Genomic DNA, 14,806 nt, shown 5'->3' with positions numbered 1-14,806 from the left:
AATCGACGCTCCGAATCTAATACACGCAGAAAGCTGTCCATCCCGTGACGGTAACGCTCAAGCGTCAGCTCATAAGCACGCTGGTCCGCAGCCTTCTTCGCCGCCAGCTCGTCCGTCCGCTGACCGTCCTTGGTGAAAGCCGTCAGGGCATCGTCCACGTCTTTCCACGCCGACAGCACGGTCTTGCGATACTGAATGGCCGCCGCCTTCTGGCTGGCCTTCTTCAACTCAAGCTGCCCTGCGAGACGCCCACCCTGAAAAATTGGAATCGTGATGGTCGGTCCCACATTCCATGCCCGGGCATTCCACAGCCCCAGATCCCGGAAAGAGAACGACTGCATGCCGAAGCTCGCATCGATCGTGACTCGTGGATAGAAATCCGCGATCGCCTGACCCACCTCCGCTGTCGCAGCATGTAGCTCGTCACTGGCTGCACGAATATCCGGACGACGCTCCGCAAGCTCGGACGGCAGTCCAACGGGCACACGCGGCGGAACCGGCTGGAACTCTGTCGGCGTGGAGAGTTCCGCATCCAGACTACCGGGCGGTGTTCCCATCAACAGACTGACCGCGTTGATCTCCAGCTTGGCTTCCTGCTCCAGTTGCGGAATCTGGGCCTGAATGGCCTCGAGCTCCGAGCGCGCCTCTTCCTGATCCAGCTCACTGACAAGGCCGTGCTGATAGCGTGAGGTGCTCAACTCCAGCACACGCTGCGCATCATCCCGATTATGTTGCAGAATCGCGAGCTGCTTCTGCGTCCCGCGCAGCGTCATGTAATCACGCGCCAGATCGGCTTCACGGGCGATCAACAACGAACGACGTTGCTCGGTGCTTTCATCCAGATAGGCCTGAGCCGCCTCATACTGACGACGCACACGCCCCCAGAGATCGACCTCCCATGTCGCATCCACGCCATCGCGCCAGCGATCCAGAAGAGGAATGGTCGCATTGCTGGCGTTTTGATCGAGAAGCTGGCCAATGCCGCCACCGGTACTTTCAGCAATATGAGAAACGATGCGACGCAGGTTCTGGGAGCTGTACTGTGCCCGCGCATAGGAACCGGATGCACTCAGAGCCGGAAACCGCTCCGCGCCCGCCAGAACGAGCTGCGCCCTGCTCTCGGCGAGCTGAGCCGTGCCACGCTGCACGTCGAGGTTCTCGGTCGCAATCCGCTTCTCAAGAGAGGTCAGTTCGGGATCCTGGAAAATATTCCACCAGTTGACGTCCGGCGCGTCCGGAATCGTCACGCTGCCCTTGCTGCCCGCCTGCGCAATCTTCCACGCTGGCGGCGTCCATGTCTGGGGTTTCTTATAGTTCGGTCCGACCGCGCAGCCTGACAACAGAAGAACAAGACTGGTCAGAACCTGCTTCGATTTCGCCGTGCGCAACCACATAGACACTCTCACCCCCACAGCCCATCGCAACACTGTGATGGGCGTTTTTCACTTCCCGTAGGCGGCCTCATTCTGGTCAGCCGCCCCCATCTGACGATCTCGTCTGACGATCCCGCCCCTGTCGTCAGCGGCACTCTAACTTGACGCTGACCGAACCGATCGGTCAGCATGCACCCTATCGGCTTTCCCTAGGGCGTCAATCACGCCCGCATCCCCACAACATCAGAGAAGATTATGACAAACCAGAGCACCGGCTCACCAAAGCATTCCGGGGAAGCCGCAACAGCCAAACGGGAACAGATTTTGAAAGGGGCACACGAAATCTTTGCCGAATATGGCTATGAAGGCGCCAGCATGTCCGTCATCGCCCGCCATACCGGTGTTTCCAAAGGCACTCTTTATAACTACTTCGATAACAAGGCCGAACTCTTCACTGCGGTGGTCAAACAGAAAACCGAGCGGGATCTTCCGGCCGCCTTTCGTCCCGTCAACGCGGACCTTCCCCCACGAGAGACCCTGCACGCCCTGGCCCGATCGACCATTGCCCTGATCATCGCGCCCACCACTCTGTCCCTGTATCGCGTCATTATCTCTGAAGCCCGGCATTTCCCCCATCTTGCCGAGACGTTCTGGGAACATGCACCCGCTATCTGCATCGACACCCTGGCCCGATGGCTGACGGATCGGACAGAAAAAAAGGAACTCAATGTTCCCGATCCGATGTTCGCTGCCGAGCAGTTCTATACTTTGTGCCAGACCCGGATCGTCACGCGTCGCCGCTTTGAGTTGCCTGTCTCCACGACGGACGCCGATATCGACCGCATAGCCGACGCAACAGTCACCATGTTTCTGGCAGTGTATTCCGCAAGCTGAAATTTTTGTCATACGCGGATGGCGGCTGAACTTCATAGACTTCCATCCGTTCAGTCTTCAGACAGACAAGCGGCTCTGCATCCTGTCAGACATTTTCACACGCAATGCCATCCGACAGAGACAGTGACGTCCGCTTGCCGAATACGGTCAAAGGAGACTGTCATGACCAAGAGAATGAACGACAATCTGCCCGGCAGCCTGAATGACGCGGTCGATTTCATGACCCGCGCCCATAGTGATAACTCCGGCCTCGCCTCGGCTGTAAGCGAATATATGGGCAAGGAGGGCGCTGTTGGCATTCCGGAAGTGCGCAAACGTGCTCATGAAGCCGGGCTTGATGGCCTTCTTCAGGGATGGCGCGATGCAATCAGCAAGACGCCTGCCCGGGAAGCAGATATCAAAACACTGTTTCCTCCAGTCGTTCTGAAAAAATTTGCTGAGGAAACGGGGCTCTCGTCGGATGCCGTGATTACCGGCCTTGCTTCCGTCGTGCCTGGTATCGTCTATCGCAACGCGAAGCAGGCCCAGCAGAAGCAGAAACCACCTGTCATGTAAAAATGGCGTGGTGAACAGACTGCAATAGAAAGCGCCTTTTGCGGCCAGAAGGATATCCTTCTGGCCGCAAATTACTGCGCGATACCAAGGGAAACAGCTTTCCCGCTCCCTCAGATAACCTCCAGAGGAACCTTCTTTTTTGGAGGAGGAAACGCCTTGTCCAGTGCAGCAAGGTCATCATCCGTCAATCTGATTTCCTGCGCTGCAATATTCTCCAGAAGATGCTTTTTCGATCCAGCCTTGGGAATGGCGATAAGAGAGGACTGGCGCAGAACCCATGCCAGCGCGATCTGCGCAGGTTTTGCCGGACCCAGACTTGTCGAGTGCTTTTGGGCAATTTTTGCCAGCACATTGTCCTTCAGCATCCCGCCACCCTGACCGAGCGGTGAGTAGGCCATCGTCACCACCTGACGGTCATGGTCTTCGGCCAGAAGGTCAAATTCGATTCCACGATGACTGAGGCTGTAAAGAACCTGATTGGCGACACAACTCTCGCCCTGGCTGGTCTGTTCCACCTCTTTCATGTCGGCCGTATCGATCACACGTAGCCCCGCATCGAGACCAGCCTGCAGACTGGCGATCTCATCGCTGCGCAGGGAAACATCGTCTCCCATATTCCATGTTCCCATGCCCAGAGCCGGGACCTCAACGCCATTTTTGAATCTGACCTTGCGTGTCATGACATATTCCTTTCGTGGAAACTGTCTGCAACATTCGTCATGTAGGATTTGCGTTCGTGTCGCAGTCTGCCGTTCGCAATCCACTCTTGTATTCTCTGAGACTGTTTCAACGCGGGAAAATGGGAAATGATCCATGCAGAAGCAAAACTCTGTCACAGGTCAGCAGGCCGATTTTCACAACCCTTGGTAAAAATATACAAGTTTCCGTGGATGTCTTTTTAAAAAGATTCAGAAGACGCCATTCGTTTTAACAATGACAGCCAAAAACTTTCTGTATGTATGGCGCTCACGCGAGCACGAACGCTTTTAGCGCGCCCTCGTCCAGCCTTTCGCTTCCTGTTTCCAGTAAGCCAGCGTGTGTCCGGCGTCGCGCAACGCCACCCAGCGCAGACGCGCCGCCGCGACCGCCGCCTCATCCTGTCCATCGAACAGATCGAACACGCGCTCGAACGGCTCAACGGGCAATACTTGCTCTATACCCGTCAGAAACAGAAAACTTGCGCCATTGGGCACATCGTCACCCGCCGTAATCCAGACAGGCTGTCGCTCGGGATATTTGCCGCCTGTCGCCGCATGGGGAAGCCAGACAGGCTCAGGCACTTTCCAGAGCGCCTCATCAAGAGCGGCGACCGATTCCGGGTCACCGCATCTCACGACCGCCCTCTTGCCCGCGTCCAGTGTGCGGCCAAGTAGCACCGGCAGCGCTTCAAACGCCCCGGTGCGTGTCAGATGGTAGAAGCCGACTTCGGCCACCGGGTCCGTCAGCCCTCGAACTGACGCACGAACTGGTCAAGCAGACGCACGCCGAAACCGGAAGCGCCCTTCGGAGAACCGTTCTTTGCCTTCGTCGCCCAGGCCACGCCTGCGATGTCGAGATGCGCCCACGGCGTCTCACCCACAAAGCGCTTGAGAAACTGCGCCGCCGTGATGGAACCACCCGCACGACCACCGCCGATGTTCTTCATGTCGGCAATGTCGGACTTGAGCTGCTTGTCGTATTCCTCGCCCATCGGCATGCGCCACAGCTTCTCTTCGGTCGCCGAACCGGCTTCCGTCAGCTTTGCGGAAAGCGTGTCGTCATTGGAGAACAGGCCCGCATATTCATGGCCCAGACCAACGATGATCGCACCTGTCAGGGTGGCCAGATCGACCATGTAGCGCGGTGCGAATTTCTCACGGGCATACCAGAGCACATCGGCCAGAACGAGGCGGCCTTCCGCATCGGTGTTCAGCACTTCGATGGTCTGGCCGGACGCGCTGCGCACCACGTCACCCGGACGCTGCGCGTTACCGGAGACCATGTTCTCGACGACACCAATCAGACCGACCGCGTTCACCTTCGCCTTGCGGCCCGCCAGCGCAGCCATCAGACCGGTAACGACACCCGCACCGGCCATGTCCCACTTCATGTCTTCCATGCCAGCGGCAGGCTTGATGGAAATGCCGCCGGAATCGAACGTCACGCCCTTGCCGACAAAGGCCAGCGGTGCGGAGTCATCCCCAGCGCCGTTCCAGCGCATCACCACCATGCGCGGCGGGTTGTCACTGCCCTGCGCAACACCGAGCATGGAGCCAAATTTCAGCTTCTCGAGCGCGGGAACGTCGAACACCTCGACTTCAACACCAAGTTTCTTCAGTTCCTCAGTGCGCTTGGCGAATTCAGCCGGCGTCAGGACATTGGCGGGCTCGCTGACCAGATCGCGCGTCAGGGTCACGCCCTTCGCCACGGCTTCCCAGCCTGCCCATGCCGCCTTCGCACCGGCCACGTCCTTCGTCAGAATGGCGAGGGAAGCCAGCTTCGGCTTATCGTCCTTCTTCTCCGTCGTGCGGTAGCGGTCGAAGCGATACAGCCCGAGCGACGCGCCAAGCGCCACATGCACGGCCAGCTTCGGGTCAAGCGCCGCCGTGGAGATTGCGCCCTGCGCGTGCATGGTCAGCATCTGGGCCGCCGTGCCGCCCGCCTGCTCGGCGGCTGTTTCGGTCAGGCTGTCCTTGTCACCAAGACCCACCAGCACAACGCGCTCCAGCTTCGCGCCGGGAGCCAGCACCACGCATGTTGAACCACGCTTGAAGGTAAAAGACGCCGCTTCCGCCGCACGGGTCAGCGCCCCGTCGGTCGCCTTGTCCACAGTGGCGAAAAAGTCGGACCGCGCCGTATCGGCAAATTCCGGCAGCGCCAGGGCACCGCTGGTAGGGAGAGCGAGGTCGGAGAAGCTGATCTCTGTCACGTTGACGCCTTTTCCTTGTCTGACAGGCGGCGACGACGGACCGGTTCCGCTGCCCCACCCGGAGCTATCCGCTGTTAGAGGTAGCGAGGGGGACGATGGTTGGCAACGGCTGGCTTCGTTTCAACGGATTTGTTGCGTGTTTCAGGATCCCGGGCTCTGCCCGAACCCGGCAGGGACCGCTGGCCCCTGCACCCTGATCTGATGGTAGAAAACTCAGGCGGACTTGCCTGCCTTGAGTGACGCGTCGATCTGCAACGCCAGCTGCGCCATTTTCAGCGCGCCTTCACGGCTACCAGCACCGCAGATGAACCGGGCCGGATGCGCGAACACGGCATCAGGCACGCCCGATACTTTCGCCAGTTCCGTTTTCTCCAGACCGCCCCATGCCTCCGGCAGGGAAACGCGCTGACCGAAATCACCCCGTGTCGGTGGAATCGCCTTGACGTTCCACTGACCATTGTTGGTCGGCGACACCACATAGACCACCGGCAGATCATTCTCGAAGATCATCTTCTCGGTCGGCATGCCCGTGTCCATCAGCAGGATGCGCTTGTCCTCGGCTTTCTCATAAGCCTCCATCACCCGGCTGGCGGCTTTCAGACTGGCGCGCACACGGTCCATGGAATTGACCAGATGCGCAGCAACAGCACTGGCGGCATTGGCGAAACCGGTGGTTTCCATCGTCTTTGCGACATCCACGCCGTAAAGCTCCGTCGTATCCCACGGCGGGTTGCAGGCCGAGACGATGTCCGCCAGCGAGAGCTTGCCCATCTTGGCCACACCGTTGTCGTCCAGATCGACGGGCAGGATCAGCGACTTGTCGAGCGTCTGCCAGATTGACGCCACATCGGCTTCACTGACCGGCTTCTTCAGGACCGTGCCGAGAATGTTGCTGATCGCGGCCTTGCCGTAATCCTTCCACAGCAGGCCTGCGGCGCTGTAGGGCGTGCCGTCCTCACGCAGCGGTTTGACTCGCATGTGGTGGTCATAACGCCCCTTGGGAGGCGCATACTCACCGCCGACATCAAACACGATATCCGCCGCCTGAATGTCTTCCGGATTACGCGAACGCACGAAGGTGAGACGCCCGCCCTCACCACCGTTCAGCACGCGGCCACGCAGATCGCCCTCCGGCTCCAGCGCGTAATGCAGGATCACATAGCCCAGCGTTTCATCCGTATGGAAATTCCCGGAATGGGTCAGAGCCCGAACGGGGGAAGCCTGCTGATCCAGACCGATGGGAGTGTGTTCTGACATGAAAAAATCCGCTGTAGCCGAAAATGTTTTGAAACCTGAGCCGTTCAGAGCGTCTCCGTCCGAACAGTAAACCAGCTTCTCAGGTCATGATCCGCGCCGAACCGCCGCGAACCGGCACGCTATAGGACAATACCGACCTGAGCGCCTCTCATGCCGCACGGGGGGCCGTTGCACAATCAGCTTCGTGCGGAAATGACCTGCAAGGTCAGAGCGCCCGCCGCCATCAACCCGCCGAACAGCGCAACAGCACTCCATCCGCCAATGACCCACGCCGCCGATGCTCCGGCCGCACCCGTGGCGCCACCAAGAAACATCACCCCCATGAAAAGCGTATTAAGACGGGAGCGGGCCTCCGGACGCAGGGCATAGACAATGTGCTGATGCGAGACGAGCGCGCTTTGCACCGCAAAGTCCAGCAGAATACAGCCGACGATCAGACCGCCCAGCGACAGCCATGTGCCAAAGAGCACCCACGACAGAAGCGTGAGAATGGTCCCCGCCAGAATGGCCCGGTGCGGTCCATGCCGATCGGCAAACCGACCGGCGAGCGGGGCGGCCAGAATCCCGACCGCTCCGACGATTCCGAACAGCCCTGCGGCCTCTGCGCTCAGATTGAAACGCGGTTCCTGCAGATGCAGCGCCAGAATGGACCAGAAGACCGAGAACGTTCCAAACAGCAGCGCCTGCGTGAAGGCCGCCAGACGCAGGGCCGGAAATTCCCGCCAGAGATGCACCAGTGACACCATGAGGCTGGCGTAGCTGTGCTGTGTATCGGGACGGCTGTAGGGCAGCAGCAGACGCATGACCGCACCAGCCCCCAGACTCAGCGGCACGCCCAGCCAGAACATCTCCCGCCAGCCCGCGTGGTCCGCCACGAATCCGGCCAGTGTCCGGCTGAGCAGAATGCCGCACAGCAGGCCGGACATGACGACACCCACGACCGCACCGCGCCGCTCCGGTGGCGCGAGATGCGCTGCAAATGGCACGATCTGCTGGGCGACGGTCGCTGCCGCTCCAATCAGCAGCGAACCGAGCAGCACAATCCCCGCGCCGGGCGCGAGCGCCGTCATCGCCAGTGCGGCGGCCAGAAGCACGAACTGCCAGACAATCAGTTGCCGACGTTCCAGCAGATCTCCCAGCGGCACCAGTGCGAACAGCCCGAGCGCGTAACCAAGCTGCGTCGTCATGGGAACGAGCGCCGTGAGACTGCTCGGCATCGCCCGCTCCATGACGCCCAGCATCGGCTGATTATAATAGATACTGGCGACGGCGAGACCGGTGGCTGCCGCCATGGCGAGAGTCATCCCGCGACCGGGGGAGGAAGAGACGGTCATATGGTTTCCTGAAAGGAACTGGGGCGTCCGTATAGCAGGCTATCGGAACGATTTTACAGACAATCCCCCAGTTCTGTTCGCTTTGTGAAGCAGCTCTACTCCCTTTCATTCAACAAACCGGGATCAAAGGGACTCCGTCCCTTTGTGGGGTTCGGGGCAAAGCCCTGAAAAACGTCACACAAACCATCCGCCCCAAAGTCGATACATACGACGTGGACAGGAACCGGTGTTCTCGCTGTCCGCGACTGAATGGATGCTCCCACGCAAAAAACAGACATCCCTCCAGCAACGGCTGCGTCGCCGGATCGTTTCCTGCTCGCAACAGGGTGACAGGTTCAGATCAGAGGTCACCAGATAATCAATTGCGCCTTCACTTCTGTGGAGTAAGAAAGAGGAATGACGCTTTCCAACTCTCCGGTCTCTGACGCCGCGCTCCTCGCCCTCGCTCTTCGTCTCGCCCGTGAGGCCAGCGACATTATCAACGCCATCCGGGCCAAGGGCTTCGTGACCACCACGAAGTCGGACCGCTCCCCGGTGACGGAAGCCGATCAGGCGGCGGAGAAGCATATTCTGGCCGGACTGCGTGCTGCTGCCCCGCATATTCCGGTAATTGCGGAAGAAGAGATGGCGGCGGGAATCCGCGTGAAAGGCGGCACGGAATACTGGCTGGTCGATCCGCTTGACGGCACACGGGAATTCGCCGCCGGACGGGACGACTTCACGGTGAATATCGGACTGGTGCGGGATGACCGGGCGGTGCTGGGCGCTATGGCCCTCCCTGCTTACGGACAGTTCTACACCGGCGGGGAAGGGCTGGGCGCGACCCGCTATGACGCCGAGGGCGAGCACGCAATCCACGTCCGCAAGGCACCAAAGGACGGGCTGGCGGTCCTTGCCTCCCGTCATCATGGCGACGATCCGGCTCTGGCGAAGTTTCTGGGTGAACGCCCCATCGCCTCGCTGGGCAATATCGGCTCGGCCGTGAAGTTTGTCCGCGTGGCCGAAGGTGTGGCGGATTTCTATCCGCGTCTCGGGCCGACAATGGAATGGGACACGGCGGCACCTCAGGCGATTGTGGAGGCTGCGGGCGGCAAGGTCATGCTGCTCGATGGCAGCGGCCCCCTCCGATACAGCAAGCCCGGCTGGAAAAACCCGTTCTTTGTCTGCACGGGCGACCTTGGCGACTGAAGCAACGGAGCGGTCATGCTCCACCGCCAGTTTTCCTGTCGCAAGATGGCCTGGTTGGGTGACAACCATGGTCCCGGCAGGATGGGAAAAGAACGCGCGCCGGGGCAATAAAGGCCTAAAATCCAAACTGGCCGTTTGTCGCCATTCCGTGATAAGCCGACAGCCTCATCTGAGGAGCCGTATGACCGACCGCCTTGTTTCCGATGACGCAGAGCAGCCCGATGGCCTGATCCGCGCCGCAGAACTTCTGCGCGACGGTCGTCTTGTCGCGTTCGGAACGGAGACGGTCTACGGCCTTGGAGCCGATGCGACGAACCCTCTCGCAGTAGCCCGCATCTTCGAGGCCAAGAACCGTCCCCGGTTCAATCCGCTTATCAGTCATTTTCCCAGTGCGGACGCAGCCTTCAGACATGTCGTGGCGACGCCGCTGGCCCGCAAGCTGGCGGATCGTTTCTGGCCCGGCCCGCTGACCCTTGTGCTCAAGCGTCGTGACGACGGCGAAATCTGTGACCTCGCCGCCGCCGGTCTGCCGACAGCAGCCGTACGTGTCCCGGCGCAGGACACCGCGCTCGCGCTTCTGCGCGCCGTGGGACGGCCTGTCGCGGCTCCTTCCGCCAATCCTTCCGGTGCCGTCAGCCCTTCCAACGCCGAGCATGTCATGGATGGTCTGGCTGGCCGTATCGATGCGATCCTTGATACCGGTCCCTGCGCTGTCGGCGTGGAAAGCACCATTCTGGACCTGTCCGGTGACACGCCGTGTCTGCTCCGTCCGGGCGGCGTGACTGTCGAGGATATTGAAGCCGTCATCGGCCCTGTGGACCGCCATCGTGAACTACAGGAACCGAACGCACCCGTCGCTCCCGGCATGCTGACCTCGCACTATGCGCCCGGTCTGCCCGTGGTTCTGGACGTGCAATCAACGCAGCCCGATGACGCACTTCTGGCGTTTGGCCCTCCGCTTAATGGCGCACGCGTGACGTGGAATCTCAGTGAGACCAGTCGTCTGGATGAAGCAGCCTCGCGGCTGTTCGCGGGCCTGCGTTATCTCGACCAGCAGGGAACGCAGGCCGGATGTCGACGTATCGTCGTGCAGCAGATCCCTGAAACCGGTCTCGGTCTCGCCATTCGTGATCGCCTCGGTCGTGCAGCCGCCCCGCGTCCGGCTTCCGATGTCCTCTCGTCACAGGAGCATCACGTCGCATGAGCGACTCGCTTGATCCGAAAGAGCTGAAAGTTCTCTCCGATATTCTGGCTCTGGTTCTGGAAGAACAGACTGGTCAATCTGAAGCCGCTCTTTCCGCCCTGCGTGCCCGGGCGCAACGCAACAAGATCACCGGCGGCGCTCTCAAGAATCTCTTCACGGCCATTGCTCCCAACCCTCCCAAACGGGCCAACACAGCTCCCCCCCGTCCTCGCGCCACCCGTTCAGCCTCGGCTGGCGATGTGCAGCTGGAACGGCAGCGTGTGCGCGAGCTTTCAGAGAATCTGAACAAGCTGGACATGGAGCTGCGCAACGTGCGGGCGACCAATGCGTCTCTCAAGGCGGAACTGTTTCTGACCCAGCAGGCCCGGGCGGAAACCCAGAGTCTGCTGGTGGCCGCACAGTCAGCCACGCACACCCGTTTCGGACTGATCGGCATGGTGCTGCTGGTCGGCTGTATCGCCGGGGTCGCGGGCGGCGAGTTGTTTCACTCGCTGAAACCCGCCGCGCATCATGTCCCCAATGCTGTCTATCTTCATTAGAAGCATGATTTTGCTCTCATCCCGCTGACGATGGCTGCTTCCATCTTTTTCTGAAGAAAAAGAAGCAAAAAGACTTTTGTTTATTCGGATAACAGTTTGCTGCCGCTACTAAGCAACTCACTGATTTAATAAAGTTTTTTGGTTATTTTTTTCAAAAAAAGAATAGGGAATAGCCCCGATTTCAGTTCTTGGTTCTTCCGCATTATAGAACACCTATCAGGCCCCTATCCGGACGAACCCGCATGACCAGTCTTCCTCCCGCCCTGCTCGCCTCCCTGGAAAAGGCCCTCGGTCCCGGTGGCCTGCTAACGGACGCCAGCGACATGGCCCCGTTCCTGACGGACTGGCGCGCCCTTTTCCACGGCAAGGCCTGCGCCGTCGCACGTCCGGCCAGCACGGAAGCCTGCGCGGAAGCCGTGCGACTGTGCGCGGAACATAATGTCCCGGTCGTACCGCAGGGCGGCAACACCAGCATGGTCGGTGGCGCGACGCCGGATGAGACTGGCCACGCGCTGGTCATCGTCACCAGCCGCATGAACAAGGTGCGCGAGATCGATCCGATCGATAACACAATGGTCGTGGAAGCGGGCGTGACGCTGAAGGCGGCGCAGGACGCCGCGACGGCTGCCGGGCTGATGCTACCCCTGTCCATTTCCTCGGAAGGTTCGGCGGAGATCGGAGGCGTGCTGGCCACCAATGCGGGCGGCAACAATACCGTGCGTTACGGCAATGCCCGCGAACTGGTGCTGGGCCTCGAAGCCGTGCTACCAGACGGTCAGGTGCTCGACGTGATGCGTCGTCTGCGCAAGGACAACACCGGCTACGCGCTGCGCCAGCTTTTCATTGGTTCGGAAGGCACGCTTGGTCTGATCACCACTGCCATCCTCCAGCTTCAGCCAAAACCGAAATCCGTCGAGGCCGCCCTCTGCGCCGTCACGGACGCCAAAGGCGCGCTAGCCCTATTCTCGGCCTTCCGCAACACGGAGCCAAGCGCCATTCAGGCATTCGAGTTCATGTCTGGCCTGAGCATGAATCTCGTCAACACCCTGATCCCCGATGCCTCCCTGCCGCTGTCCGAACCGGCCCCCGCCTATGTGCTGGTAGAACTGGCCAGTCCACGTGAGGGCGGCGCTCTGCGCGATCTGATGGAAGAAGTGCTGGGCAAGGCCTTCGAGGACGGCCTTGTCAGCGACGCCGTGCTGGCGGAAAGCGAGACGCAGCGTCTGGCCTTCTGGAAGCTGCGCGAGGAACATGCCGATGCGCAGAAGCGTGCCGGTGCTTCCGTGAAGAATGACGTCTCCGTACCTCTATCCGCCATCCCGACTTTCATCGACCGCGCCACCGCGGCCTGCGAAAAGCTGATCCCCGGTATCCGCGTCGCCCCGTTCGGCCATATCGGCGACGGCAACATCCACTTCAATCTCGTCCAGCCGGAAGGCGCGGACGGCAAGGCATTCCTCGCCCGCGATCACGAGATGATGGACACCGTGGCGAACATCGTGCGCGAACTGGGCGGTTCCTTCTCCGCCGAACACGGTGTCGGACAGCTCAAGACCTACATGATGCCAAGCTGGCGTGGCGGTGCGGAACTGGACATGATGCGCCGCATCAAGGGCGCGGTGGACCCGGAAGGGATCATGAATCCGGGGAAGATTTTTCCGACGGCGTGATGTTCCCGATGCATGGAAGGCTGCGGTTACCGGAAGCCCTTCCTCTGACTTAAGAATGGCTCACTCAACATAAAAAAGTTTTTGATAAAGCTTTTTCAAAAAGCTTTGGAAATGCCGGCTTTTTGAAAAAAGGCGGCACCCAAAAACTTTTGATTTATTATCAGAAAATTGCTGTGAAAAAATCGGGCTCCAAGAGACTATGTTCCTTTGCGAGCACGGGGCAGAGTCCCGCAAAATGATCAATGCGGTCTTCCGGAATTTCTTCTGTTTCCGGCAACGACCTTCATCCGATCCAACGCTCCTTACCTCTCGGGACTGTCCGCCCTCTCTCTGGAATGATAAACAGTCAGCGTGACAATGACCGACTCTTCCATCGCACCCGCTCCTCCCGCTGACGGCGCACTCCTTGGTGTTTCGCTGCGTCAGCCGCCCTCCAATGTGGACGCCGAACAGGCGCTCCTTGGCGCACTGCTGACCAACAACAAGGCCTATGACCGCGTCTCGGACTTCCTGACCGGCGCGCATTTCGCCAACCGGGTGAACGGCGCGATCTATGACGCCATCGCCAAGCGCATTGAGGCCGGCATGCTGGCCGATCCGGTCACGCTACGCGCCACGCTGGAAAATTCGGGCATCCTTGATGAGGTCGGCGGCCTCCCCTACCTCGCCCGACTGCTGACGGCGACGGTCGGTATCATCAACGCTGGCGACTATGGCCGGGCGATTCAGGACGCATGGATTCGCCGTCAGCTGATCGATATCGGCGAGACGATCGTCAACAGCGCCTTCGGCAGCACCGACCTCGGCGGGCAGGATCAGATCGCCGCCGGTGAGGAACAGCTTTTCCGGCTGGCTACCGACAAGGGACAAGACGGCGGTTTCACCGGCTTCGACCGGGCGCTCGCCTCCGCCATCGAAACCGCCGAAAAAGCCTTCCGTAATGAAGGTGATGTGTCCGGACTCACCTCCGGCCTGCGCGACTTCGACAAGAAGACTGGCGGTCTGCATCCGTCCGATCTGCTGATCCTCGCCGGTCGTCCCGCCATGGGCAAGACCGCGCTCGCCACCAAGATCGCTTTCTCCGCCGCCCGCGCCCTGTTGAACGCTGCTCGCGAAAAAGGTGAAGGCGTGCAGCCGGAAGGGGCTGTCGCGATCTTCTCACTCGAAATGTCGTCCGAACAGCTCGCCACACGTATTCTCTCCGAGCAGGCCGAAGTCTCCGGTGAGCGCATCCGTCGCGGCGACATCGGGCAGAAGGAATTCGACCGGTTCGTGCGCGTCAGTCGTGAACTGACCCAGCTTCCACTGGTCATCGACGACACTCCTGCCATCTCGCTGTCGGCCATGCGCACGCGCTGCCGCCGCCTGAAACGGACCAAGGGGCTGAGCCTTGTCGTGGTCGATTACCTCCAGCTCATGCGGCCCGCCGTCGGCACACGTCCGGACAACCGCGTGCTCGAAATCTCGATGATCACCCAGGGCCTGAAAGCCATTGCCAAGGAACTGGAAGTTCCTGTCATCGCGCTGTCCCAGCTTTCCCGTCAGGTGGAAAGCCGCGAAGACAAGCGCCCGATGCTGTCCGATCTGCGTGAATCAGGCTCGATTGAGCAGGACGCCGACGCCGTGATGTTCGTCTATCGTGACGAATACTATCTCCAGCAGCGTGAGCCGAAAGAAACGGCCTATGACTCGTCGGATAAATATCAGGCGGCGCTTGAAGACTGGGGCCGCAAGATGGAGCTTGTCCATAACAAGGCGGAACTGATCCTTGAGAAACAGCGTCATGGACCGACTGGCACCGTGCAGCTTTACTTCGAAGGCCAGTACACCCGCTTTGCGGATCTGGACACGGTGCATGAGGATTACGGGCGCTAAGTGACGTAA

At 60.2% G+C, this 14,806-nt stretch carries 13 protein-coding genes; 7 read left to right on the top strand and 6 right to left on the bottom strand.

Annotated elements, in window-relative coordinates; translation table 11 throughout:
- Positions 1-1,394: efflux transporter outer membrane subunit (locus B3759_RS05000; protein ID WP_291364227.1), on the bottom strand; the 1,394-nt coding region annotated here is incomplete at its 3' end.
- Between the two features lie 234 nt (positions 1,395-1,628).
- Here B3759_RS05000 and B3759_RS04995 point away from each other — a divergent pair.
- Positions 1,629-2,267, top strand: a complete 639-nt coding sequence (locus tag B3759_RS04995) for a TetR/AcrR family transcriptional regulator (RefSeq protein ID WP_291364225.1) — start codon at positions 1,629-1,631, stop codon at positions 2,265-2,267.
- A gap of 162 nt (positions 2,268-2,429) precedes the next feature.
- Positions 2,430-2,822: a hypothetical protein gene (locus B3759_RS04990; protein WP_291364223.1), complete on the top strand. Its 393-nt coding sequence runs from the start codon at positions 2,430-2,432 to the stop codon at positions 2,820-2,822.
- Between the two features lie 110 nt (positions 2,823-2,932).
- Here B3759_RS04990 and B3759_RS04985 read toward each other — a convergent pair whose 3' ends face one another.
- The 5 genes from B3759_RS04985 to B3759_RS04965 all read right to left on the bottom strand — a co-directional run bounded on the left by B3759_RS04985 (position 2,933) and on the right by B3759_RS04965 (position 8,321).
- Positions 2,933-3,502, bottom strand: a complete 570-nt coding sequence (locus B3759_RS04985) for an aldo/keto reductase (protein WP_291364221.1) — start codon at positions 3,500-3,502, stop codon at positions 2,933-2,935.
- A 306-nt stretch (positions 3,503-3,808) separates the two neighbouring features.
- On the bottom strand, positions 3,809-4,255 hold the full coding sequence (locus B3759_RS04980; protein ID WP_291364219.1) for a DNA polymerase III subunit chi: 447 nt from the start codon (positions 4,253-4,255) through the stop codon (positions 3,809-3,811).
- Positions 4,256-4,263: 8 nt separating this feature from the next.
- Positions 4,264-5,730 (bottom strand): leucyl aminopeptidase, encoded by a 1,467-nt coding sequence (locus tag B3759_RS04975; RefSeq protein WP_291364217.1) that lies wholly within the window; start codon positions 5,728-5,730, stop codon positions 4,264-4,266.
- A 213-nt stretch (positions 5,731-5,943) separates the two neighbouring features.
- Positions 5,944-6,987, bottom strand: coding sequence for an MYG1 family protein (locus B3759_RS04970; RefSeq protein WP_291364215.1), 1,044 nt, complete (start codon positions 6,985-6,987; stop codon positions 5,944-5,946).
- Positions 6,988-7,163: 176 nt separating this feature from the next.
- A complete protein-coding gene (locus B3759_RS04965) occupies positions 7,164-8,321 on the bottom strand; it encodes an MFS transporter (RefSeq protein ID WP_291364213.1) in 1,158 nt (385 codons plus the stop codon).
- A 396-nt stretch (positions 8,322-8,717) separates the two neighbouring features.
- On the opposite strand from B3759_RS04965, the gene cysQ reads away from it, so the two are divergent.
- From cysQ to B3759_RS04940, 5 genes are all read left to right on the top strand, one after another.
- Positions 8,718-9,509 carry a 3'(2'),5'-bisphosphate nucleotidase CysQ gene (gene cysQ, locus B3759_RS04960; protein ID WP_291364192.1) on the top strand — a complete coding sequence of 264 codons (792 nt, stop codon included), beginning with the start codon at positions 8,718-8,720 and terminating at the stop codon, positions 9,507-9,509.
- A 181-nt stretch (positions 9,510-9,690) separates the two neighbouring features.
- Positions 9,691-10,713 carry an L-threonylcarbamoyladenylate synthase gene (locus B3759_RS04955; RefSeq protein ID WP_291364190.1) on the top strand — a complete coding sequence of 341 codons (1,023 nt, stop codon included), beginning with the start codon at positions 9,691-9,693 and terminating at the stop codon, positions 10,711-10,713.
- Positions 10,710-11,252 (top strand): hypothetical protein, encoded by a 543-nt coding sequence (locus B3759_RS04950; protein WP_291364188.1) that lies wholly within the window; start codon positions 10,710-10,712, stop codon positions 11,250-11,252. Before B3759_RS04955 ends, B3759_RS04950 begins: the two co-directional genes overlap by 4 nt.
- Before the next feature lie 242 nt (positions 11,253-11,494).
- A complete protein-coding gene (locus B3759_RS04945) occupies positions 11,495-12,922 on the top strand; it encodes an FAD-binding oxidoreductase (RefSeq protein WP_291364186.1) in 1,428 nt (475 codons plus the stop codon).
- Between the two features lie 357 nt (positions 12,923-13,279).
- Complete coding sequence (locus B3759_RS04940) at positions 13,280-14,797, top strand: replicative DNA helicase (RefSeq protein WP_291364184.1); 1,518 nt, start codon at positions 13,280-13,282, stop codon at positions 14,795-14,797.
- Positions 14,798-14,806 lie beyond the last annotated feature (9 nt).

This window comes from Acetobacter sp. UBA5411 (assembly GCF_002409645.1).
Taxonomy (GTDB): Bacteria; Pseudomonadota; Alphaproteobacteria; order Acetobacterales; family Acetobacteraceae; genus Acetobacter.
The sequence above is the reverse complement of the archived record's forward strand: the minus strand, read 5'-3'. Positions and strand labels throughout refer to the sequence as shown.